At 51.8% G+C, this 21750-nt stretch carries 15 protein-coding genes and 1 tRNA gene; 3 read left to right on the forward strand and 13 right to left on the reverse strand.

The features are described from left to right. Positions 1–2: 2 nt before the first annotated feature. The 7 genes from ACCC84_RS11970 to ACCC84_RS12000 all read right to left on the reverse strand — a co-directional run bounded on the left by ACCC84_RS11970 (position 3) and on the right by ACCC84_RS12000 (position 4879). Complete coding sequence (locus ACCC84_RS11970; RefSeq protein WP_198773811.1) at positions 3–482, reverse strand: type II secretion system protein N; 480 nt, start codon at positions 480–482, stop codon at positions 3–5. Positions 483–484: 2 nt separating this feature from the next. Further along, positions 485–994 carry a winged helix-turn-helix domain-containing protein gene (locus ACCC84_RS11975; protein WP_198773812.1) on the reverse strand — a complete coding sequence of 170 codons (510 nt, stop codon included), beginning with the start codon at positions 992–994 and terminating at the stop codon, positions 485–487. 244 nt (positions 995–1238) lie between these two features. Next, positions 1239–1748, reverse strand: coding sequence for a cytochrome b (locus ACCC84_RS11980; protein ID WP_273872371.1), 510 nt, complete (start codon positions 1746–1748; stop codon positions 1239–1241). 406 nt (positions 1749–2154) lie between these two features. Beyond that, entirely contained in the window at positions 2155–2610 is a 456-nt protein-coding gene (locus tag ACCC84_RS11985) for a hypothetical protein (RefSeq protein WP_371901941.1), read from the reverse strand. Between the two features lie 344 nt (positions 2611–2954). Then, a complete protein-coding gene (locus tag ACCC84_RS11990; protein ID WP_198773815.1) occupies positions 2955–3443 on the reverse strand; it encodes a hypothetical protein in 489 nt (162 codons plus the stop codon). 187 nt (positions 3444–3630) lie between these two features. Continuing rightward, positions 3631–4353, reverse strand: coding sequence for a lytic polysaccharide monooxygenase (locus ACCC84_RS11995; RefSeq protein ID WP_371901942.1), 723 nt, complete (start codon positions 4351–4353; stop codon positions 3631–3633). A gap of 355 nt (positions 4354–4708) precedes the next feature. Further along, positions 4709–4879: a hypothetical protein gene (locus tag ACCC84_RS12000; protein WP_198773817.1), complete on the reverse strand. Its 171-nt coding sequence runs from the start codon at positions 4877–4879 to the stop codon at positions 4709–4711. Between the two features lie 521 nt (positions 4880–5400). On the opposite strand from ACCC84_RS12000, the gene ACCC84_RS12005 reads away from it, so the two are divergent. Next, positions 5401–10047, forward strand: coding sequence for an acyl-CoA-binding protein (locus ACCC84_RS12005; RefSeq protein WP_371901943.1), 4647 nt, complete (start codon positions 5401–5403; stop codon positions 10045–10047). A gap of 197 nt (positions 10048–10244) precedes the next feature. Here ACCC84_RS12005 and ACCC84_RS12010 read toward each other — a convergent pair whose 3' ends face one another. From ACCC84_RS12010 to ACCC84_RS12025, 4 genes are all read right to left on the reverse strand, one after another. Continuing rightward, the gene (locus ACCC84_RS12010) at positions 10245–13679 is read right to left on the reverse strand and encodes an autotransporter outer membrane beta-barrel domain-containing protein (protein WP_273872367.1); all 3435 of its coding nucleotides are present in this window, start codon (positions 13677–13679) and stop codon (positions 10245–10247) included. Positions 13680–13901: 222 nt separating this feature from the next. Beyond that, complete coding sequence (locus ACCC84_RS12015; RefSeq protein ID WP_273872364.1) at positions 13902–14243, reverse strand: hypothetical protein; 342 nt, start codon at positions 14241–14243, stop codon at positions 13902–13904. Positions 14244–15048: 805 nt separating this feature from the next. Beyond that, positions 15049–15690 carry a hypothetical protein gene (locus tag ACCC84_RS12020; protein ID WP_371901959.1) on the reverse strand — a complete coding sequence of 214 codons (642 nt, stop codon included), beginning with the start codon at positions 15688–15690 and terminating at the stop codon, positions 15049–15051. Positions 15691–16148: 458 nt separating this feature from the next. After that, a tRNA-Phe gene (locus ACCC84_RS12025) sits at positions 16149–16224 on the reverse strand. Between the two features lie 688 nt (positions 16225–16912). Between ACCC84_RS12025 and speF the strand changes: the two genes are divergently transcribed. Continuing rightward, positions 16913–19078 carry an ornithine decarboxylase SpeF gene (gene speF / locus ACCC84_RS12030; protein WP_004958715.1) on the forward strand — a complete coding sequence of 722 codons (2166 nt, stop codon included), beginning with the start codon at positions 16913–16915 and terminating at the stop codon, positions 19076–19078. A gap of 95 nt (positions 19079–19173) precedes the next feature. After that, the gene (locus ACCC84_RS12035) at positions 19174–20289 is read left to right on the forward strand and encodes a GGDEF domain-containing protein (RefSeq protein ID WP_039992561.1); all 1116 of its coding nucleotides are present in this window, start codon (positions 19174–19176) and stop codon (positions 20287–20289) included. Positions 20290–20335: 46 nt separating this feature from the next. On the opposite strand, the gene mltC is transcribed toward ACCC84_RS12035, so the two are convergent. Both mltC and ACCC84_RS12045 read right to left on the reverse strand, forming a co-directional pair. Next, positions 20336–21412 carry a membrane-bound lytic murein transglycosylase MltC gene (mltC, locus tag ACCC84_RS12040; protein WP_004958721.1) on the reverse strand — a complete coding sequence of 359 codons (1077 nt, stop codon included), beginning with the start codon at positions 21410–21412 and terminating at the stop codon, positions 20336–20338. A gap of 56 nt (positions 21413–21468) precedes the next feature. Then, positions 21469–21741 carry an oxidative damage protection protein gene (locus ACCC84_RS12045; RefSeq protein WP_004958724.1) on the reverse strand — a complete coding sequence of 91 codons (273 nt, stop codon included), beginning with the start codon at positions 21739–21741 and terminating at the stop codon, positions 21469–21471. Positions 21742–21750: the final 9 nt, after the last annotated feature.

Raw genomic sequence — 21750 nt, forward strand, 5'->3', positions numbered from 1 at the left:
GGTTAATGCAGCGCTAGGGCTTCGTATTGCCCCTGGCGGCTGATGATGATGCGATCGCTAAAGATGCGGACGATTTTGGCCTGGTCGGCCAGGGTATCGCCGGCCACGTAGCTGTTCTGGCGTTTGGCGTACTCCACCACGGCGATGCCCTGCGGGCCGCTGAGCACCCCCGTCAGGCGAGCATCAAGCAAGCTCAGCGGCGCGTTGCGCAACTGAGGCGATGTCACGTCGATGGCGTCGACGCGAAAAGCCGACGGGCCGGTCGCCTGCGCGGGCTTGAACAGATGCAGGTTTGCCAATGCAGCGCTGTCCAGGCGTGGTACGTCAGGTGCGATGGCTGGCAGGGGTAGCGCCGGCATGTGGGGCGGTTGTGGCCACATCAGCTGGACGCGGTAGCCAAACACGGCCAGTAACAAGAGGGTTGCCAGTAGCCACAGGCCCTGCGTTGGCGAGAATGATTGACGTAACCGTATCGGCTTCATGGTTACCCCAGCGTCAGTAAAAAAAGGGGAAAAAAAGAACGCCCGATTTGTATCAGGCGTGCGAGGAGCGAGGATTTGAGCTCGCCAGTTTCACCGGAGTTATGGATCTCCTGCCGTGTCGGCGTCACGCAAGGAGTGGGCGCTATAGTCTGGTGCAGTTGGCTCAGCAGCGGTTCGTTGAGTTTAAGGCCGTAATAAGGCACCGTCAGTACCAGTTGGGCGGGTAACTGATGCTGTTTCAGCGAGGCGCGCAATTGGAATACCAACTGATGGTAGTTGTTATCGCTGATGCGCAAGTGGTTCTCGTACCAGACGATATTAATGATCTGCCGTTTGCAGTTAATTCCCTTAATCAGGCATACCCACAGGCGTTTTTGCGCTTCGTTTAACGCCAGAGCCTTGCCACTGGCACGCAGCGTCAAGGTGTTCATACGACAATCCAGTAGCAGCAGATCCTGAAACGGCAACTGGTCGGCATCGATGATTTCTCTGCATTGCTCACGGGTTAACATGCCTGGTTTCCTTAAACGCATTAAAAAGACTTAGTGCGAAAAGAAGTATATCGACAGGCTTTATGGGTGAAGAGTCGGGCATTTCCGCTGGTCGGGTAGGAATTTTCTGAAGTGGTTTAATAAGGCCAGACCGTCTGGCCGATAAAATATAATCTGTACTAACCGAGTTAACCCTCAACCGACTGCAGGCCTGACGCGATATCTTCACGTCAGGCCTGCGGGTTAATAAGGCGTGTGCGACGGATTACAGCCACATTTTGCGCATGATACGGTTGCCGAACAGTTCGTGTTTAATCACCGCCAGAATATGCAGCAGCACCAGCCCACCCAGGGTAGCGCAACAGACAATATGGATGCGGTTGAACAGCTGTGTCAGCGCCAGGTTGTCGATCGGTTGGGGTAACACAAACAGATTGAAGACATTGATATCCCGTTCCATCATTAATACACCGCTGATCAGCACCAGCGAGATATTGATATACAACAGCATGTGGGCGATATCCGCGGCGCGGCTGGCCAGTGTCGCTGGTTTATCCTGTTTGGGTTTGCCCAGTTTGAACAGATACCACACCCGCAGAATAAAGAATGGGATAAATACCGTGGTCAATGACACGTTGAAAAATCCCATCCAGTCTTTGAGTTGTGGTGATACGTCAAATAATGCCACGTAGAAGCCGCTGATGGTTGCCCAGATAATAATCGCGGCAGACAGCCAATGGAGAATAACCTGCTGCCAGGCGTATTTGGTTTTCATGGTAAATAGTCCAAGCTATGGTTTTGCCGAACATCAGTAATTTTATGAGAGGCTCTCTCTCTGGGGTACCCCAACAGATTCGGCAATCGATAAGTTTCGTTTCGAACAGGGTGATTAACCCAAATGATGGTGAGAGTAGCCTAGCGTGCTGTTCCGCTGAGCGGTATCAGGTTTTTCTGGTGGCTGCGTAGGAAAGTTCCTATTGCGCAATAGTGCAGGTCACGCCAGGGTGGTAGTATTTATTGGCTTGATATGGCTTTTGCTTTCGCTATTGCAGGTTTTGCTAAAACACACAGGGCAGTAAGCTATTAGCTGGCTTTGGTCGGTGGGGTTGGATAATGTATTTTTCGTTAGGGATTAATTTATTTTTTAACCTCGGGAATATTTCACACCCAAGGTTATTCGGTTAATTGTCTGTCAGAGTGACTATCACATAAATGGGTTTTGATAGGTCAGTCTTTTTATATAAACCTTTTGCTCCTCCATACTGTGAGCCTGCTCTAGAGAACTCTGTTTCGGCCACCAACTCATCGTCACTGTATATTTCCCATTTAACTTTATACCTTTCCGGCATGTTACTGTCGTTTTGGAAAGACCCACTGCCCAAAGTAATTGAGAATTCGTTAGTCGATTCCCATAGGGAAATATCTCCATTCAATAGCCCCAATATCTGAGGCCCGTTTCCCTCGGTAGGAGCATAAGGCGTTATACTAAAGCTGAATCTTTCTTCAATATCATTAACTGAATCCTCTTGCGGGTTTATTTTTATATATTTACTGCCATGATTATTCCAATAATCCAGGTAAAGATACTCACGTGCATTATTTCTAATGGTTATTTTACTGCGTTGCGTACTTTCCATTTTCTATCACCTTTCAAATTGTGCAGGTTTAAGACGTTGCCCCATATGGCGCTTAAATGTATAGGAGCCTTCTTCTGGTCTGTCAAAGTGGCGTCAGATTTCATTGGCTGTGTGGTTATTAAAGATACAATGATATTTTGATGTGGCTATATTTCCAGGTGCGTATTTGGCATGTTTTCTACCATGCTGATGGCGGTGTAGAAAACACGGATAGATTGACGATAATGGCGCTACTTCTGCTAGCGGCAGACGACGAGGCGGTTGGTTATTTATGTTCCAGATAGCGCCAGAAAGAGGGATCTTCAGGCGCTTATTCAACGATTAACCTTGTTGTTTAGCGATTATCAGGTTGGCCCAACGTATAGCTCGCCTTCTGTGACCTCAAACTGTCGGACCGAACCATCAGGCTGAGTAACGGCAAGCGAAAATGCGAAACTGCCCGTCACCTGGTACTCAGCGAAGTTATGCGTCAATATCAGATGCCCTTGGGTGACCGCCAGCAAAAATTCCGTTTCATCGCCATCTTCGGCAGGGAATAAATGGGTAAAACCAACGCTGACCGGTAGGTCCGGCTGCGAGAGATCGTATTCTTCACCATTGGACAGCTCGGCCCAGCAGGAGATAAAGACCAGCGCATGCGTGGTATCACCTGCGGACAGGGGGCCTCTGCCCCAGGAGCGTCTTATCCAGTTGGTTTCATCCCCATCATAGCGCCCGCCAACAATGGTGGCTTCGAACGGCTGACCGTTGATGACCGCTCGCAGGAAGTTGTTCGACTTAACCGTAGTACCATGGCCATTGGATTTTAACGGCACGCATTTGTTATCCGCCATATGCATCACTCCTTAAGAAATTACGCAAGAACAAGTATGACTGAGATACCTGAGAAGCGTTAATTCCAGTCTGGCACGTTATATAAACAAGCGATGTAATAATAATCATTAAAGATTGCATCATGGTTTCATAATCATTGAAACCAGATGCAACCTGAGCGTCACAGCGGCAAACCGCTGATATCAATTAGCTGGCATTTTTTAGCGTTACATCGCTACAGCTAAAGAAGGTTTCATGCGCAGGGTCATCATTACGTTCCCACATGATATAGATAATAGCCTTCTTATCAGCGGCATAACCCTCTGGCAATTTAACATCCAGCGTATAATGCCCCGGTATTGCTCCGCGGCTGTCAGGCGTTCCCTCGGATTTAACCTCTGGAGATTCCAGCAGGTCGCTCCACTTCAGCTTGCTGGTTTCTGGATTGAAGTCAGGTTTGCTTACAAATACTCTGAATTTACTGGGGTCGTGCATTTGGCTGGCCTTATAATCCAGCGTCACTCGGCCATCTTTAACATCCAGCGGCGTGGTTTCCCAATCGGCATGAGGCAAGTTTATGCTGTCATAATCGGCGATGCCGGCAGAACACAGTTTTTCATCCGGAACCAATTTTTCAACATCACCATTTGAAAGGTTTTGCGAGTAGGCATTCCAATTATTAAATAATCTGGCTCTTTCCCAGTCGGCATTTCCCGCTGCCACAAAGGCCGCTTTGCACGCTGGGTTTTTGATCTTGTCGCTACCATCGTTGAAATCTTTTTGTAGGTAACAATAGTATTGCCGTGAAGGGGGCGTTTCCGATGTTCCATGCCTGGGTTCTGGCGATTTTTCGACAGTTTTATTTTCTGCTGCCATAGCGGCAGAACTAAATGCCAGAATACAACCCAACGTCAGTGCAGAGTATTTCATTATGTTCACCTTTCATTGAAAACACCCAAAGTGGTGTGACTGAAAAATGAGTATAGTCGGTGCGTGAAAAAAACAATAAATATTTAGCGTGAGCTATTTATGGAACTTTTTACTCTTTGTATATCAAGGCGTTTTCATTGACTCACAGGAATATAATTAATAACGGGAACTATTTTTAATATAATAAATAGCTTTGTTGTTTTTATCGGATCCGGGGGCAGTGAAGAAAGTTTTTGTCTCGATCATCGCCGGACTTATCGAGACGAAAAAGTATATTTTTTCTCACCAGTGGTGGCAAAAAATAGCGTATTGGCAGGGGAAGCAGGCGTACGGTTGATTACCCGTACGCCTTTGATTATTTCGGTAGCACTTGCATGGCCAGGTCGATAACCAATCTGGCCTGTTCCTCTCGCACACCGTCTCTTACTTGAATGGTTAACCCAAACAGCAAGGTAGCAAAATATTCGGCAAGGACATGCACATTCTGGTTGGCTGCAATATCGCCTTCTTGCTGGCCGCGGATCAAACGGGCTTCAAACAGGCTGGAGGTTCTGCCCGTTCTTCATTAAGCATATGCTGTACCGGCATGCTGTCTTGTGAGCCACAAAGTGCGGCCAATACCACTAGGCAGCCTTTGGGTGCTTCGTTGGCATAAAACTGGCCGGTTGTCATGATCTCTCTTTTTGTGCCGGTTAATACACAAATAGCTTGACTGCTGTTGCGCCAATTTTGTGCTAATCGACATAGAAATGGCGAGGAGAGGATGTCAAGTGAAACAACGAATAATGGTTAGTGGACTTCACCAACTCACCTGGATATGAAGGCACGTAAAACTGACAGGACATTGGGGCGTATAGTCTGTCCACAGAGTATGGCTTTAAAACTGGGGTTTACACCGTGGATGCCGTGTTTGCAGCCAAGGTAATGCCTCTTGCTGCGGCAGAATTATCGCCGTTGGCAGACTGAGCTCGGGGAAGGGAACTGGCAGATAAGCTCAGCGTATCTATTCTTTACTTTTGGCGTTGACGACCATTAGCGGAGTAGATCATGAGTGATTTGGAGCATCGGTTCAGTCAGGCAACGAAACAGGCCCTTGCGCTGCCTGCCCGGTTGGGGAATGCAGAGAAGCTGGCGCTTTATGCCCTGTACAAGCAGGCGACGATGGGGGAAAACGCTACGGCCAAGCCCGGATTTCTCAATATGGTTGCTTTAGCCAAATGGCAGGCCTGGACTGATTTGGCGGGAACTGCGCAGGATGTCGCCAAACAGCGTTACATTGAGCTGGTTGCGCAATTGATGCCGCCGCCAGCGATACGCTCTGCCCCCATCGAGGCTGTCGCAGATACGCCAGCCGTCACGACCAATACGCTAAACGATGTCAATGACTCAACGGAGGGGGTAACGCTGGACGTTTGTTTGCGCCAGCGAGCATCCCGTTATGCCAACAAAAACGTTTTCACCTTTCTTGATATTAATGCTGAACCCGTTGACCGGCTTACCTATCTAGAACTGCATAACCAGGCTTGCGCCATTGCAGCATCACTTTTGGCACGAGATCTCAGGGGGCAGCGGGTACTGTTATTGTTCGAGCCGGGACTCCATTTCGCCGCCGCTTTCTATGGCTGCATTTATGCGGGGGCCGTTGCGGTGCCGGCTTACCCGCCGGATCCAACGCGTTTCGAGCGCACGCTGTCACGCTTGCAGACTATCGCTGCCGATGCCACACCCTTGGTGGTGCTCACCAGTGCCTCAATTCTTGCCGTTGCCAAAAATCTGCATGAATTTGCCCCCGATCTTGCCAGGCTTGAATGGATGGCCCTTGAACAGCTATTGATGGAGCATAATGCTGGCGAGCTGCAGTTACCGACGTTAGAGCCGCAAGATATCGCGCTTATCCAATATACCTCGGGGTCGACGTCGACGCCCAAGGGGGTGGTGGTCAGCCACCAAAATATGTTGATAAATGCGCGGATGATGCAGAATGCGGCCAAGATGGACCAGCGGCGCACCATTGCGTCATGGCTGCCTTTGTATCATGACCTGGGGTTGATGACCGGCATTATTCTGCCTGTTATTGCCGGTGCCGGTGTGCTATTGATGTCGCCTTTGGATTTTCTGAAACGCCCGGCGCTGTGGTTATCGGCAATTAACCAGTATCAGGCGACCGATACTGCCGTACCAAACTTTGCACTGGATTTGTGTGTGCAAAAAATCAGTCATGACGAATATCAATCCTGGGATCTGCGTTGCCTGCAAGTGTGTCTTATCGGTGCAGAGCCGGTGCGACATGCCAGCGTAAAACGCTTTTTGCAACGCTTTGAGAAAATAGGATTATCCCCGTCGAGTCTCTATCCTGGATATGGATTGGCGGAGGCCGTAGTGGGGGTCAGCTGTGGGCCTGTTGGGCATCTGTGGCGAACGGTGTTCGTCGATGCTGACGCGTTGGCCGAGCAGCGGGTGCTTGAAGTTGAACATACTGACTCCAGAGCGTTACCCGTGGTTGCCTGCGGTACTCCTATTGAAGAAATGCAGCTGACCATCGTTAATCCGCAAACCGGTGAACCGCTTGGTGAGGCTGAAATCGGCGAGGTGTGGCTCGCAGGCCCACACGTTGCCATGGGATACTGGCAAAACCCTGCAGAAACTATCACCACCTTTATGGCGCATCTTGCCAGTGATCATCAGCGTGACTGGCTTCGTACCGGCGACTTCGGCTTTATCAAAGACTCGCATCTTTATATCACTGGCAGGATGAAAGACACCCTTATCATTCGGGGTAAAAATTATTATCCACAGGATCTCGAAGCCAGCGTTGAACACTGTCATCAACGCGTGCGCAGAGGTACGGTTATCGCCTTCAGCATTGATGATAACCAGACTGAACGCGTGGTCGTCGCCGCCGAAGTTGACCTGCGTCTGCTTTCTTCAGAATCACGCCGGCAGCAGAGCTTGGCTGAAATTGCCATGGCCATCAGGCATGCGATTAATCAGGCTCACGGCCTGTCCGTTTTCGCGATAGCGCTATTGAAACCCAGAACCATCGATAAAACATCCAGCGGCAAACTGGCGCGACAGAGTTGTCGACAGCGTTATCTGGACAATACGCTTGACGGTGAATACCTGTGGCAATCCCGCGGGGAGCAGTTGGAAATGCCCCTTGCTGCGTCTGCTGCGACTACTGCGACTACTGCGGCAAACCGCGTTGCGCACCACGGCGTGTCACTGATGGAGAGTGTCAGATCGGCGCCTGCCTACGCCCGTCAGTTACTGCTGATCGAATATATGGAAAATCAGTTGGCGCAGTGGGCAGTCGGTACTGAGAGTAATGGGCACTTCGCTGATTCTCGATTTGCTGATATGGGCCTGGACTCCCTGACAACCATGGGGCTGATTAGCGGTATCGAACACCAGCTACAGGTGGTTATCCCGCTGGAGCAATTTCTGTCTGCTACCTCCGTTGGCGCCTTTGCCAATGACATCCTGCAGATGATAGACCTGGATGAGACGGGCGCGTCTGCGGCCAAAAAGTTGCCCGGCCACAACCGATTGACTCAGGCGATAGCATTACAGCAGCCGTCGATACCCACCCCCCTGTTCTGCATTGGCGGATTAGGCGGAACGGTACAGTATCTGTCGCCGCTGGCAGACGCACTGGCACCTGGCAGGCCGTTTATTGTCTTTCAGGCAGTCGGGATCGATGGCGCAGAGTCGCCCTTGGGGTCTGTCGAAGAAATGGCGCAGCGCTACCTGCAGGAAATAAAAGCCATCCAGCCGCAGGGGCCATATGTCTTCATCGGCCACTCTTTTGGCGGAATGGTCGCGTATGAAATGGCGCGCCATCTGGCTGAGCAGGGGGAGCAGATTGCTCATTTATATCTGATTGATACCACAGTGGTTAAAAGGGCCGAACCTATCGCAGATGGCCATGGCGTTGCCTCAGAATCAGCGATGGCGCTGTATGAACTGCTCAATATGCTGAGGCAACTGGGCAGGAAAGCGCATAATCCCCCAGGGCCGCAGGATTGGGCTGACGGGGAAGACGCGCTGCGGCAGCGGCTTTACCAAGAGTTCAATATTCAGGGGACGACGCTGGAAAATATGCTGCTGGTCTATCGGGCAAGTTTTTCGGCGATGATGCAATACCAGCCTGTAGCGTATTCAGGGCCAGTCACATTATTCCGTGCCGAGGAAGGTTTCCCTCCGGCAACGCTTCACCCCTTGCGGCGTGTAGATACCTGTTTCGGTGAGGCGTGTTTGGGGTGGAAACAATTTTGCCCGGCATTAACCGTGAGCACCGTTCCGGGGGATCATTTCTCAATCGTCCTATCGCCTAATGCCGTCCCGCTGGCGGAAGGGATACTCTCCAGGTTAAGCCATACCTCACGCCTCAGTATTGGCTTACAGCAATTGACCTCGGCGAAATATACACCGACACCAGGGCGGGCACTCGATATTTCACCGAGCAGGATTAGCTTTGATCCCTTTCATCCCGAGACTATCCGTAACCCTCACGCTATATTTCGCCAGCTCCAGGATCGTGCCCCGGTTTACTGCGATGACTCTTCCAACTGGTGGGTGACTCGACATGCGGATGTCGCCAGCGGGTTACGTGACAGGCGATTTTCCGTCGATACACGAAAAGCCATCGCCGATGGGCAGGATGACAATATTGGTGCGATAGCCTCACTGGCCGGTACCTGGTCTCGCCGACAGGAGTCTCTGCCTTTATCGCAACTGTTTAATAATTTCATGCTGATGCTTGATCCGCCCAGGCATCAGCAATTGCGTCGACTGTTCGCGCCGATTTTTCAACCGGCAATGATAAAACGCTTGCGAGCGGATATTGACCGGCGAGTGGATGATCTTATTACCGACATGCGTCTGCACCCTGAGCCCGATATCATGCGGGATTTGGCATTACCTCTGCCCGTCAGCGTTATTTCCACCATGCTGGGCACGCCTCAGCAAGATGCTTTTGTGCTGCAATCATGGGCACACGATATTTTTCGGGGCGCGGATCCGATGTATACACCCGAGAGCAGTCAATATATCAACGCCGTTGCTCAGGATTTTATGCACTATATGACCGAGCATATCGAAAAGCGTCGCAGTTCGCCGGCTAAAGATGATCTATTAGGCATGCTTTTGACGTCAAATGACGTTCAGCAACTGACCGCCACTGAATTGGCAGCAAATTGTATTTTGTTGTTTGCTGCGGGATTTGAAACCACCTCCAGCGTTATTGGTAATAGCCTATTGGCGCTGTTGCGCAATCCTGATCAGTTACAGTTACTCCGCCAACGCCCGGAACTGATAGAAAATGCGGTGGAGGAATTTCTACGCTACGAAGGGGCGCTGCGCGCCGCAGTTCGCACCGCGCTGGACGATGTGGAGATGGGAGGGCGTGTGATTCGCCGTGGGGATACGGTACTGTTTGTCCTGTCGGCGGCTAACCGGGATCCTGCCGTTTTTACCGATCCCGATAAACTGGATATCACGCGTAATGCCAAACAGCACGTGGCGTTTTCTCATGGCGTTCACTATTGCCTGGGAGCGCCATTAGCCCGCCTCGAAATCCAAAGTGCGATCTCCTCGCTAATACGCTATGACCTTGCACTGGCTGCCGAGGAAATTTCGTGGCGTGACAGCGTGGTATTCCGCAATCTGCAAAAGCTGCGTATAAAAATAACCTGAACCAGCCGATGAACGGCATTGCTGGCGGATATCAGTTGGTTGGTAACAAGAGGCGCAGGCAAGGTGGGTAACGGGGCAGGGAACCAAGCAGCTCAGTGCTATGCGTAATTAAATCACCAGACCCCGGAGCTGTTTTTTCGGGGTCTGGTGCACCACTCGACTGGCATGCTTTCATTGATACTGAAACAAGGGCGTAATCAGAAATTCCATACTACGCCAGCATTTACACCGTTATCCTGATAGTTCTGAGATAACAGACCGGTATAGTTGAGGGACACGGCAACCGACTTGGTAACATTGATTTCTGCCCCCGCTTTCATCACCATGCCATCCCGTGAGGCGGCGACGGTGGCGGTATTGAAGGTGGCATCAGTGCCGGCAAAGCGCAGGCCGACCTGGCGTTCCGTGTCGTTGTACTGATGCTGCCAACCCAGTTCGCCACGCAGGGTGACGGTGCTGTTTTTACCGGTCTCCCAGCGTTTGTCCGCGCGCATACCCAGGGTGGACAACGTTGCGCTGGTGCTTTGACTGTCGGCAGTCAATGCCGCTGCGCCACCGTTTTCCGCCATATCATCACTGCGATAATTTACCCACGCCAGATTGGCAAAGGGTTCCAGATTGAGCCAGCCAGGATTGATACGGTAAGCCGCCTCCGCGTAGATTTGGCCGGTTCCGGCGTTATAGCGTGACTTGGCGTTATCAGACTGGCCGTAATAGCCGATGCCCCGAGAGGTTTCAACCCGGTGCCAGGTATAGGCGGTACCGGCGCGCAGATTCAGGTTGTCATAGGTTTTGCCAGCATAAACGGCCAAATGGTAGTTATCACTGTCGGCAGAGGCGCCGTCTGCATGCAATGAGGTGCGGGTGTAACCGGTCGCCAAGCCCAGACGCCAGTTATCGGCCAGCTCATTATCCGCACCGAGCAATACCCCGAAGGTTGAGTCGTGGAAACCCGTGGCATTGTCATTGCCGCTGGCGTGTTGCCAATTGCCCAACAAACTGACCCAGGCTCCGTTCTCGTCCTGTTTAATGTCGCTATTATCCGTTGCCCCCTGCGTCTGGCGTAAACGCCCGTTCAGCGTATCGCGAACATAGCGACTGTTATTTACCAGTGCCGAGGCGATGTCGGCGTGGATCTGTCCCGACAGTTGGCGATAGGCTTGCCGCGCCAGCTCCGCAGAAGGCGCCAGCAGCAAGCTTTGATACACCGGGTTATCCGCTGGCAGGCGTTCAATGGCCGTTGCCAGATTACGTTGATTGGCTGTGGTGGCGACATCGGCAAAACGCGTAGCGCTGCGTTGTAAACCCAGGGAGACACTATTGGCCTGATAGGCCAGATCGGGGGTTAAAAACAGCCCGGCATCGGCTGCACCAAACTGACCGGTGACGCCTTGCGCGGCAGTGAGCACGGTATAACGCTGCGCCAGGATATTACCGGCTGGAGCGCTTGACGCCAGCAGGTTATTCCCCGCTTGCGGCAGCACGCTAATGCCGCCATTGTTCAACCTTGCCTGGCCATTGACCTGAAGCAGATCGCTAGCGCCGGCCTCGACTTCAGCCAGATAACGGGAGCCATTCTCTAGCGTTAAATCATTATCGATGGTCAAGGTGCCGATGGAATTGCCGGGCGCAACCGAGCCGTGGTTATGCGCCGTCAGCGTAGCGAGATGGCCAGTACCGCTGACCAGTCCACCCGAATGTACCACCGTGGCACCGGACGCCTTACCGTTGGCAATAAACACCCCGTCAACCGCGACATCACTGGCTAATGCGCCGCTGTTGGTCAGCTGTAATGCGGCACCTTTGGCAATTTGCGTCTGGCCGGTGTAGTCGTTTTTTCCACTGAGTGTCTGCTGGCCGCCGGCGATAGTCAGGCCGCCTTTATAATGCGTCCCGTCTGGATTGCCGAGGTCGACGTCGGTAATACGGCCAGAAAAGTTATCCCTGGCCTGGCTCAACACCAGCGTTCTGTCCTTCAGCGTTACCACGCCATTGCCGCCCAGACTGCGGATGGTGGCATTATTCATGCTGTCCGGTACCCCCCACAGCGGATTGAAATTACCGTGCTGGGAAATGTCAAACCAACCGTTATTTTGCAGCGATGCGGAGTGGGCAAGACTGCCCGGGCCGGCAAGATATAACACCGCGCCCTTATTCACATGGGTGACGCCGGTATAGGTATTGATGCCGGTCATGTTGACCACCACATCCGGCATCAGCGTTAGGTCGCCGGCGCCGGAGATGGCGCCCGCCAGCCCCAGATAAGCTTTTCCTCCATTCGGATCCCCTGAGGGATCGCCATCAGGGGCGCTCATCAGATTCCCCATTTGCTTGGTGACGCGGCTAAGATGCAATCCGCTACCGTTGACGTCGGTTGAGAAATTATCCGCATTGACCACGAAAGGCGTAAATGCCGTCAGCTGATTTTGTAAATCATACATCACTGAATATTGGGTAAAAAAATCTACCCCCAGCGTAATGTTCCAGGTTTCTTTATCGCTGCCGTCTTGCTTGATCTCCAGGTGATCGCCCTCGCCACCTTGCAGACTGAGCGCTTGACCCGCGTTTTTCCCCTTGGCATCCACCGGTTGCAGCGTCAGGGAAACTACCGAGGTGTTGTTTTCGCCTTGCTGGTCAAATTTCACGCCATGTTGTTCGAGGAGATCGCCGAATTTTTTGCTGTCTATCGTTGCATGGGTCGGGTTACCGGTATCGAATAAAATTGCTCCGCTCAATGCCTCGGCGGGAAGCTCGACAATACGCGACTGGCCGTTGATATTGAGCGTGAAGGCGTATTTGAAGCGACCTTCATATTGCGATGACGCTGGGACGCCAGAATTGGGGAAGTGGGTTATATCGCCTTCATTGCGTGTTGGTGCCCAAGGGACCAGGGTATCAAACTGCGCCCGCAGGCTGGGAGTCAAATTGAGGATGGCGCAGGGCGCACAACCCGGTGAAAGCGTGGTTCCCTTTTCATTGGCATTGTCATTACCGGCGACGATAAAACCGGTTTTGGTGATGGTGCTGAAGGGGCTGCCGCCGTTGGGATGACCTTTTTCATCGGTAAGCAGAAAATCCCCTACGCCAAAGGTGCCGTAGTAGTACTGTTCTTCGGTCGGCTTTCCAGTGGTTATTTTTTTTTCTGCCGCGAGATCGATATAATAAGGTTTGCCATCCAGGATCTTAAACGGTTTTTGATCGGGCTGTTGCTGCTTTGCGAGCAACAAATGTTCAACCTGGCCAATCACGTAGCCTTTATTATTGCTATCGGGAGTCACTACCGGTATCGGCGTAGCATCAGCGGTGTAGTAGGTCAGGCCGGTTATCTGCTTGCGCTGTAACCAGTAGCCGCCCCAACCATCGTTACCATAGAGATACTCGTATGCCTGATGCACATTCGGCAAGCGCGAGGTATCCTGTTGCGCGAGAACCGCGTTGAACTGATCGGAGCCGGTATCAAAGATATATTTTTGCGCAGGCCCGCCATTGACGCCAACATTGATGGTTAGGCGATCCTCTAAATGTCCCAAAGGAATGGTTATTGGCTGCGTAGCACCCATAACCGCGGTAGGGTAATACCAGGAAAATGGAGATACGATCAGTAAACTCAACAGTTTGCGGTTAGGTATCATGTTTACCCCCCAGAAGGTCAATCTTGTAAAATTAACGGTAAGTGGAACCCTGCGTAATAATTACAATGCTGTAATAAAAAATAATGCCCTTACGCCAAATCCGTCGCCCCTTTGGTGTGATATCTCTCAAGGGCTTACGATTAACGACCAAACCTGATGGCCGCCGTGGTTAAGCAGATTTTTTATAACTTAACCTAGCCCTGATACTGTTTTTTATATTGTTTAGGGCAGTCTGGATGTGATAAACGAAATTTCATAATCATGTCCAGGGTATTGGCTTTTCATTTGTTGTGTGAATTCTGCCTTGGTGACTTTATGGCGATAGGTATCGTGCAATAGAATAATAAATTCTTCTGATTTTTCAGTGGTTTCAATCGGTATGCGTTGGTATTGGCGATCGGATTTTATTTGGCTTAGCAATCGATCGAACCAATCGCTAAAGGGCTTATCTGCCATGGCAGAAACAACCTGAGGGTTGGTGGTAGGGGTGCTACAGCCTTGAACCAAAGGTAAGCAAAGTGCAATAAAGAATGAACCAATCAAAATTAACCTCTTGTTTTTCATTACCGATGACTCCTGGTTTATTGATTTTTAAGGTGCCGTATGGCACATGGATTGTGGCATGGATAAAATAGTATCACTCAGCAATTATCGATTAAGCCAATAGAACCCCCTCTAAGCGTTACCGCAGCGCAAGCTGACTGTTTCGCGATGGTAATAAATGACCTGTGGGTTTTTATTCTGTGCGCATTTCTCTAATATGCTATGGGCATCAGCATATTATATTCATTTACTGCTTGACCAGAGCGTTGGACGTATTTATTGGCGCCGAGTTTACTTTTCCAGTCACTCTCGTTTGTTAAGACAGCGGCTAAACCGCTTGTTTTGCGTATGAATTTTTAACGTTAATTTTCTGGTCATGATTGAATATGACGCCAAATTTATTTTAAACAATAATAAAATCACTGAGTTATGACATAATGGATTTGAGTATAGATCATAATGTTTCATTAAGCGTAAAAAATAACATTGATAATACAAGTGATATTAAATCAATGGGTTAGTTATGATGGTGGCCTTTATTATTGTGTGGCATTTATTACGGCGGGGATGACAACATTTATCATCGACACAGGAATACACTCAGTTCCCTGCGATATCCTAGCCGATGGTTGATGCTGGATTTCCGCTTGGCAAAACGACCTCCTTTAATCATCAGATAAGGAACTATCCAATGCCACCTGCCACCTGCCACCTGCCACCTGCCACCTGCCACCTGCCACCTGCCACCTGCCACCTGCCAACGGCGGCTAGGTCATGTTAATCGTTCATTGTTAAACGTTAATAGAATCGGAGTGGGGCTAAATTATTACAGTGTGGTGTTTTCAGTCACTGGTGTGACAGTCCAAATGTTATCCCTGACACTCTCTAGACGATAGGTCGACAGCGTGCTCAGCGTCCCACTGGTCAGTCCAGAGCCTAATGTGATGAATATTAGCGAGTTACCCTGCAAGCTTTTAAATACCTGGTATTGGCTGACAGCGTAAGCGACCTGCTCTTGATCCGACACCATACGCCCATCTTTTAGCTCCAGAGATGGCGTCCATTCCTGCAATGTTTTACCCGCGCCTTTGGCTTTCAATTGCTTGGCATCTTTATCCGACACCACCAACGCGACACTGGCGGGGAAGTGCGCGACCACTTGCTCAATAGGTGGCACGCCAGCGTGAGAGTCCAGTACCAACCGATGCCGTTGCGCATAGTTTTGGATGTTGCACTGGATCAACGAATCCTGAGCTTGTGCATAATCGCGTGCAGACAAACCGCTAAGGGAGGTGATCTGCTGGTTATTTTTTCGCAAAGCAAGGTAGTCCGCGCAGGTAGCCAGAGAATGGTTTTTCCCGTCAGCAGTCACTACCTGCAGAGGCTTACCCTGAATGGAAATATCCTGCTCGACAGCTAGCACCGAGGCAGAAACCAGCAAAGCACCACCTGCGACCAATAATTTCATTTTGTTCACGATACCGTTCCCTGACATGACAGATAAGATAGGCCAACACTTCACCAGGCAAGCCTGTCACAGCGAAAATTAAACCCTGGGTGATAAGTAATATATCAGTGAACTTGATAAGGAAAGGTAGCAACATGCATGGAGGATGCCGCACCATAAACAGCGGAAAATAGAAGCCCTGTTGCAGTAACAGACATCCTTATCAACCTGCCAGCCCCTTTGTATTGCATGACAGCAAAAAGGAATAATGAGCCCGCAGAAAGCAAAAAAAACCGCCATAGGCGGGTTCTTCTAAAGATGGTGCCCGGACTCGGACAACCGTCGCTGGCGACGGGTTGAACAACGCTTGGCGTTGGCCCGCAGGGTGAGGCCGTCAGGCCGAATAATCGAACGTAGTTCGATGGAGAGTCCATACCCCAGAAAGCAAAAAACCCGCCATAGGCGGGTTCTTCTAAATATGGTGCCCGGACTCGGAATCGAACCAAGGACACGGGGATTTTCAATCCCCTGCTCTACCGACTGAGCTATCCGGGCAACGGGGCGCATTAAACCGTAAAGGCCGCTCGTCGTCAACGGCTTTCTGTCATCAAGCCGTTCGGTTGCTCTATTTTCAGTCAGTTAGCCATGATGCGCCACCGAACAGGGCGGCTGTTCCCTGATAATTATGCAGTAATTGCGTGTTTTTATACCGTTTTGATTTTACTGTGTTTTATTTTAAGTTAATAAATTACAGTGAGTTATGCAAACAATGTGTCGTTATCGTCACAGGAATTGTCACTTGAACCACGCAATAAAACATGCAATCATTGCGCAAATTTTGCCACCCCCTATCACATAACGGCGATCTCGCTAATCAAGCAGAGGATTACGGGCATGACTGGTTTTGTCGCATTAGCGCCATCGCGCACCAGACATTTACAAATGCCTTCCTGCCGCCGTGCGCTTTACCGAACGCCATTCTCCCGATCTTGCCATCTTTATATGCGGTAAGGCCAGCCGATGCTCGCTGTTAGGCATTATTAAAAATAGAGCCAAGGCTCTGATTTTACTGATGCCTATCGGACGCTGCCGATCCCAGTTGCCGATAGTTGCCTGATGCCCGTTCATCAGCCGGTTACGCCTGTCTCAAGCGCTGCCGGGCGTCATTTGCCGGGATAACCGCCGTTATCTCATCGCGTGCCTGTGGCACACCCTCATCCTTAACCGTTTGAGAGTTAGCTCTATGAAAGAATTGAAAATAGCAACCAGCGCCGGCCTGGTTGCCAGTATCGAAACCCTGCGTGAAGTGGTGCGCATCGAGCAGACCGATTATACCGATGTGGCGGCGGTGGTGGTGTCCGTCAAGGACGTTGACGCCGGTATCCTGACGCACTTACAGGCCACCGGGTTTGCTATCCCGACCTTCGTTGCCGTTGAGGGAGAAGATCACCTTTCGCCGGATTATCTGCCGTTTATTACCGGCGTATTCGCCCTGAGCCATGCCACCAAGGCGTTTTACATGGCGCAGCTGGAAGCGGCGGCGGATGCCTACGAGCAGGCGTTGCTGCCGCCGTTTTTCAAAACGCTGAAAACCTACGTTGAAATGGAAAATTCGACCTTTGCCTGTCCGGGGCATCAGGGCGGCGAGTTCTTTCGCAAGCACCCGGCCGGGCGCAAGTTTTTCGAGTTTTACGGCGAAACCCTGTTCCGTTCCGATATGTGCAATGCCGACGTGAAGCTCGGCGATCTGTTGATCCACGAAGGTTCGGCCAAAGACGCGCAAAAACATGCGGCGCGGGTGTTTAACGCCGACAAGACCTATTTTGTGCTCAACGGCACCTCGGCGGCGAACAAGGTGGTGACCAATGCCTTGCTGACGCGTGGCGACCTGGTGCTGTTCGATCGCAACAACCATAAATCCAATCACCATGGCGCATTGTTACAGGCCGGGGCGACGCCGGTATATCTGGAAACCGCGCGTAATCCGTTTGGATTTATTGGCGGCATCGATGCCCACTGTTTCGATGAAGATTACCTGCGCGCGCAGATCCGTGAAGTCGCGCCGCACAAGGCCGGCGAGGCGCGGCCATTCCGCTTGGCAATCATCCAGCTTGGTACCTATGACGGGACTATTTATAACGCTCGCCAGGTGATCGACACCATCGGCCATCTGTGCGACTACATCCTGTTTGATTCCGCCTGGGTGGGTTATGAAGGCTTTATTCCGATGTTGAAGGAGTGCTCGCCGCTGCTGCTGGAGCTGGATGAACTCGACCCGGGCATTTTTGTTACCCAGTCGGTGCACAAGCAGCAGGCCGGTTTTTCGCAGACCTCGCAGATCCACAAGAAAGACGACCATATCAAAGGGCAGAAGCGTCACTGCAACCATAAGCATCTCAACAATGCCTTTATGTTGCACGCCTCGACCAGCCCGTTTTATCCGCTGTTTGCCGCGCTGGACGTTAACGCCAAAATGCACGCCGGCGAGGCGGGGCGTCGCATGTGGATGGACTGCGTGAAGCTGGGGATTGAAACGCGCAAGCAACTGTTACAGCGTTGCTCGCAACTGCAGCCGTTTATTCCGTTACAGGTTGCCGGACAGGACTGGCAGACGTTTGCCACCGATGAAATTGCCAGCGATGCGCGCTTCTTTACCTTTGTACCGGGTGAGGCGTGGCACGGTTTTGCCGGCTATGCGCAGGATCAATATCTGGTCGATCCCTGCAAGCTGCTGCTGACCACGCCGGGCATTGATGCGGCTACCGGACAGTACAGCGCGTTCGGCGTGCCGGCCACCATTCTGGCCAACTTCCTGCGGGAAAACGGCATCGTGCCGGAAAAATGCGATCTGAACTCGATCCTGTTCCTGCTGACGCCGGCGGAGAACCCGGCCAAGATGGCACATCTGGTAGATATGCTGGTGCAGTTCGAACGTTACGTGGAGCAGGATGCGCCGCTGAGCGAGGTATTGCCGACGGTATATCGCAAGAACGAGCAGCGCTATCGTGGTTATACCCTGCGCCAGCTGTGTCAGGAAATGCACGATCTTTACGTCAGCTATGACGTTAAGCAACTGCAAAAAGAGATGTTCCGACAGGATCATTTCCCACCGGTGATGATGAACCCGCAGGATGCCAACGTGGAATTCATTCGCGACAATGTCGAACTGGTACCGATCGCCCAGGCCGAGGGGCGCATTGCCGCCGAAGGCGCGCTGCCTTATCCACCAGGCGTACTGTGCGTGGTGCCGGGCGAAGTGTGGGGCGGGGCGGTTCAGCGCTACTTCCTGGCGCTGGAAGCGGGCATCAACCGTCTGCCGGGGTTCTCGCCGGAGCTGCAAGGGGTTTATATTGAAAAGAAAGATCACGGCTGGAAGCGTATATTTGGTTACATGATCAAGCAGGCGTGATGCAAGGGCCGGCGATGCCGGTCCGAATTGCGGATATGACAAATAGGGCCGGTGCCACTACAGTGAATGGAGCGGTACTGGCAATGAGCATGGTGATGGAAGATAAAAATTATTCTGCCTGGGTGGCAAGCGAAAAGCGTGACTCGATCTTTCACAGTTTTGGCTGGTTTTTATTGGTCAATCTGCTGGTATCCCTGTTTCTGTTTTTTCATCGTTTTCGTTCAACCGATTACGATTCAAGCGCGGATTTCATGCAGAATGCGCCGGCAATCGTCGCGGTATCGCTGGTGTCGGCCCTGGCGTATCTGATGTTGAAGCTGCTCATCCCGCGCAGCAAGCGGGGCGCCTGGTGGGTGCTGGTGGGCTGCGTGGCGCTGTTGGCGCTATTGTGGTGCGTGGTGTTCGATCACCTGATTGACCTTAACGCGGTCAACCTGATTTACCCACTGACCGTAGCGCTGATGTTTTCGTCGCTGATCCCGTTTTACCTGTCCCCAATGCTGCTGTTTCTGTTTTCGGTGCCGATCCTCAGTATGGTGATTGGCGAAAACATTGTGATTCGCGGCGCATTCTCGCTGGTTAACCTGGCGTCATACGCGCTGATATTGATACTGATCTATTCCGCCAAACGGATGCTGGAAAAGTGGTTTATGCTGGCGATGGAACGTGAGCGGGAAAACCAGCGTCTGATTGAGCGCCTGAGCAAGCTGGCGCACCGCGATCCATTGACCGGTCTGTCCAATCGCCGATACTTCAATGCCTACTTCGATTCGGTGTTTGCCCGTGAATCCTCAGGGGTTGAGCACTTCTCGGTGATCCTGATCGACGTTGATTATTTTAAGAAATATAACGATCACTATGGGCATCAGGCCGGCGATGAGTGTCTGGTGCGGCTGGCGGAATGTTTTCTGCGCTGTGTGCGCCGTTCGCAGGATCTGGTTGCGCGTTACGGTGGCGAAGAATTTATCATTCTGCTGCCGAAGTCCGACCGGCGTGAAGCCATGGCGGTGGCCGAACGTATCAAGACGCAGGTGGCGGCGTTGCAAATCCCGCATGCGCAATCCGGCGTGTCGCCCTGGGTCAGCGTTAGCCAGGGCATTGCCCAGTGGCGGCCTGGCGTCGATAAGGAGCGGTTGATCGCCAGTGCCGATCGGGCGCTGTATCAGGCCAAATCTCAGGGGCGCAGCAGTTATCAGGTTGCCGACGGCTAATATAAAAAAGGCCGGGACAACTGCCCGGCCTGGCTGATGGCCGCGCTTAACGGCGGCGGTAACTCTTCTGCGCGTTGTTCACCTTCACCAGATAGCGGCGAGACTCGCCGGCCGGGTGCTTGCTGGCCAACGTGGTGTACACATCGCCCGGCTGCATGCCGTTGATGATGCTGACCGCTTTGGTCCTGTCGCTTGAGAATACCCGCAGTACGCTGCCCGCGCCGCCGTTATAGGCCGTAATCACCGCATAACGCCGTGAGGTCGGGTTCTGAATACCGCCCAGATAGTTATTCTGCAAAATCGCCAGATAAGCGGTACCGGTGTCGATGTTGTTCGCCGGATCAAACAGGTAGCTGCGGCTTGGCGTGCCCCACTTGCCGCGCATCTTGAACACGTCCTTGCCGGCGGTGTGCTGCATCACCTGCATCAAACCCAGCGCATCGGAGCCGCTGACCGCATACGGGTTAAAGCTCGATTCGGTCTGCATGATAGCCAGAATCAACGACTCTTCCACACCGTATTTTTCGGCCGCTTTACGCACCATCGGCAGGTATTTGTGCGCGCGCTTGTCCAGGTGGTTGGGCACCAGTTGCACGGTGACCGAGTAGATCACATGCAGGCCGGAGGTGCGTTTTTGCAGCTTGTTCTGTACCAGATAATCGGCAAAGTGCGAGGCGCGCCATTCCCAGCGGATCGCTTCGCCATTGTTGTCCAGTACCTGGCCGTACAGGAACGGCTCTTTGCTGATCTGAATGTCATTGGCGTCGGAATACAGATCTACCGAGCTCGGATCGTCACCCATCAGCAGGGTGGTAACGATCGCCTTACGCAGGCTGTCGGCCGGATCGGTCGGAGAAATGGTTTCAAAGGTGATGGTGCCCGCATCAAAGTTGATGTGGCTGCGCGTCAGATATTGATCGGTATATTTGACGTAATCTTTCGGCCCGGCGATCAGAACTTCGTTCAGACCCCAGATGTTTTCGATGTTATGGGCGAACTGGCCCATCAGAATGTCGAAGCCGTTGGTGTCTTTAACCCAGGCTTCGTTGAACTCGTCGCTTTTTTTACCGGAACAGGAAATCAGCAAGGGTGCTATCACTAGCAAAGCTAAAATTTTCTTCATCTTAAGCCGTAATATTTTTGGGTGATGCAGGGGCCAGCGCCCGGCCCCAAAACAGATTATTCGCTCGGCGGTGTATAGCCTTCAATGTGGACGTCGTGTCCTTCAAACAGAAAACGCACCATTTCCGCTTCCAGCAGCTTGCGATCGTCCGGGTTCATCATATTGAGCTTTTTCTCGTTGATCAGCATGGTTTGCTTTTTCATCCATTCTGCCCAGGCTTCTTTCGAGATTTCGTTGTAGATGCGTTTACCGATCTCGCCCGGATACAGTTGGAAATCCTGGCCTTCGGCTTCGCGTTGCAGGTAGGTACAAAAAATGGTTCTGCTCATGCTAATTCC

The organism is Serratia odorifera (genome assembly GCF_041448735.1).
Classification (GTDB): Bacteria; Pseudomonadota; Gammaproteobacteria; order Enterobacterales; family Enterobacteriaceae; genus Serratia_F; species Serratia_F odorifera.

What these genes read in the sequence shown, in the direction of transcription:
- ACCC84_RS11995 (WP_371901942.1), bottom strand. Translation starts at nt 4,353, where the DNA reads ATGAAATACTCTGCACTGACGTTGGGTTGTATTCTGGCATTTAGTTCT.
- ACCC84_RS11980 (WP_273872371.1), bottom strand. Translation starts at nt 1,748, where the DNA reads ATGAAAACCAAATACGCCTGGCAGCAGGTTATTCTCCATTGGCTGTCT.
- ACCC84_RS11970 (WP_198773811.1), bottom strand. Translation starts at nt 482, where the DNA reads ATGAAGCCGATACGGTTACGTCAATCATTCTCGCCAACGCAGGGCCTG.
- ACCC84_RS12015 (WP_273872364.1), bottom strand. Translation starts at nt 14,243, where the DNA reads ATGAAAAACAAGAGGTTAATTTTGATTGGTTCATTCTTTATTGCACTT.
- speF (WP_004958715.1), top strand. Translation starts at nt 16,913, where the DNA reads ATGAAAGAATTGAAAATAGCAACCAGCGCCGGCCTGGTTGCCAGTATC.
- ACCC84_RS12035 (WP_039992561.1), top strand. Translation starts at nt 19,174, where the DNA reads ATGGAAGATAAAAATTATTCTGCCTGGGTGGCAAGCGAAAAGCGTGAC.
- ACCC84_RS12005 (WP_371901943.1), top strand. Translation starts at nt 5,401, where the DNA reads ATGAGTGATTTGGAGCATCGGTTCAGTCAGGCAACGAAACAGGCCCTT.
- ACCC84_RS12010 (WP_273872367.1), bottom strand. Translation starts at nt 13,679, where the DNA reads ATGATACCTAACCGCAAACTGTTGAGTTTACTGATCGTATCTCCATTT.
- ACCC84_RS11975 (WP_198773812.1), bottom strand. Translation starts at nt 994, where the DNA reads ATGTTAACCCGTGAGCAATGCAGAGAAATCATCGATGCCGACCAGTTG.
- ACCC84_RS12045 (WP_004958724.1), bottom strand. Translation starts at nt 21,741, where the DNA reads ATGAGCAGAACCATTTTTTGTACCTACCTGCAACGCGAAGCCGAAGGC.
- ACCC84_RS11990 (WP_198773815.1), bottom strand. Translation starts at nt 3,443, where the DNA reads ATGGCGGATAACAAATGCGTGCCGTTAAAATCCAATGGCCATGGTACT.
- mltC (WP_004958721.1), bottom strand. Translation starts at nt 21,412, where the DNA reads ATGAAGAAAATTTTAGCTTTGCTAGTGATAGCACCCTTGCTGATTTCC.
- ACCC84_RS12020 (WP_371901959.1), bottom strand. Translation starts at nt 15,690, where the DNA reads ATGAAATTATTGGTCGCAGGTGGTGCTTTGCTGGTTTCTGCCTCGGTG.
- ACCC84_RS11985 (WP_371901941.1), bottom strand. Translation starts at nt 2,610, where the DNA reads ATGGAAAGTACGCAACGCAGTAAAATAACCATTAGAAATAATGCACGT.